General features: G+C 62.7%; 1 protein-coding gene. It reads left to right on the top strand.

Annotation, left to right across the window (positions count from 1 at the left end; all coding sequences use genetic code 11):
* The first annotated feature begins 99 nt into the window (after positions 1–99).
* Positions 100–1,299: an IS481 family transposase gene (locus TL10_RS29320; protein ID WP_043988451.1), complete on the top strand. Its 1,200-nt coding sequence runs from the start codon at positions 100–102 to the stop codon at positions 1,297–1,299.
* Positions 1,300–1,320 lie beyond the last annotated feature (21 nt).

Raw genomic sequence — 1,320 nt, 5'->3', positions numbered from 1 at the left:
GGTGTCGTGAGTCATGACATAGGTGACACCTGAGTCGAGTCATCGGTTACACCTGGAACGACTCCCGATGAGTCGCGTCATGGGTGACAGTCATCGGTCATGTCGAAAGCCCGTGTGGTGGTGTTGGAAGTCGTCTCGGGACATCTGTCGGTCAGCGCCGCGGCCCGCGCGTACGGGATGTCCCGTCAACACATTCACCGGCTGCTGCACCGCTACCGAGCCGGCGGCCTCGACGCTGTCGAACCCCGGTCACGACGTCCGGCTAGCAACCCCCGGGCGGTCAATGACGAGGTCATCGCCGCGATCGTGCTGCTACGCGAGAAGCTCACCGCCGAGGGCCTGGACGCCGGGCCGGTGACCCTGCAATCACACCTAGCACAACAACAGCTACCGGTGCCCTCGACCTCCACCATCCGCCGCATCCTGCACCACCACGGCCTGATCACCCCACAGCCGCGTAAACGCCCCAAACGATCCTTCCGGCGGTTCGCCGCCGAACAGCCCAACGAGTGCTGGCAGTCGGACTTCACCCACTGGCCCCTGGCCGATGGCACCGACACCGAAATCCTCAACTGGCTCGACGACCATTCCCGATACCTGCTGTACTGCACCGCATTCCGCAGCGTCAGCGGCACCGACGTCGTAACCAGCTTCACCACCTTGATCGACACCCATGGACTGCCGGCATCCACCCTGACCGACAACGGATCGGTCTACACGTCCCGATTCACCCACGGCCACAACGACTTCGAACGACTCATCGCCACCCTGGGCATCAAACAAAAGAACGGCAGCCCCGGACATCCCCAAACCCAAGGCAAAATCGAACGCTTCCACCAAACACTCAAACGTTGGCTCGCTGCCCACCCCCGACCAGCGACCCTGGCCGATCTGCAACAGCTGCTCGACGAATTCACCGTTATCTACAACACCGCGCGCACCCATCGGGCGCTACCGGCGGGCACCACCCCTGCACAGGCCTACACCGCCCGACCCAAAGCCACCCCGACCGGCGTCGTCGAACACTTCCGCATCCGCCACGACACCGTCGATCAATTCGGCAAACTCACCCTGCGTCACGGCAGCCGCCTGCACCACCTAGGCATCGGACGCCGCCACGCCGGCACACCCGTGCTCATCCTCGTAGCCACCAGCACCGTCACCGTGATCAGCAAAACCAACTACAACCCGATCGCCGACCACCACATCAACGGCGACCGAAACTACTGGCCCAACAAACAAAAAACCCCGGCCAAAAGGCCGGGGTTCCCTGTAACCGATGACTCGACTCATGTGTAACCCATGACTCGACTCACCACA

The sequence above is a fragment of the Mycolicibacterium llatzerense genome (assembly GCF_000878195.1).
Lineage (GTDB): Bacteria > Actinomycetota > Actinomycetes > Mycobacteriales > Mycobacteriaceae > Mycobacterium > Mycobacterium llatzerense.
The sequence above is the reverse complement of the archived record's forward strand: the minus strand, read 5'-3'. Positions and strand labels throughout refer to the sequence as shown.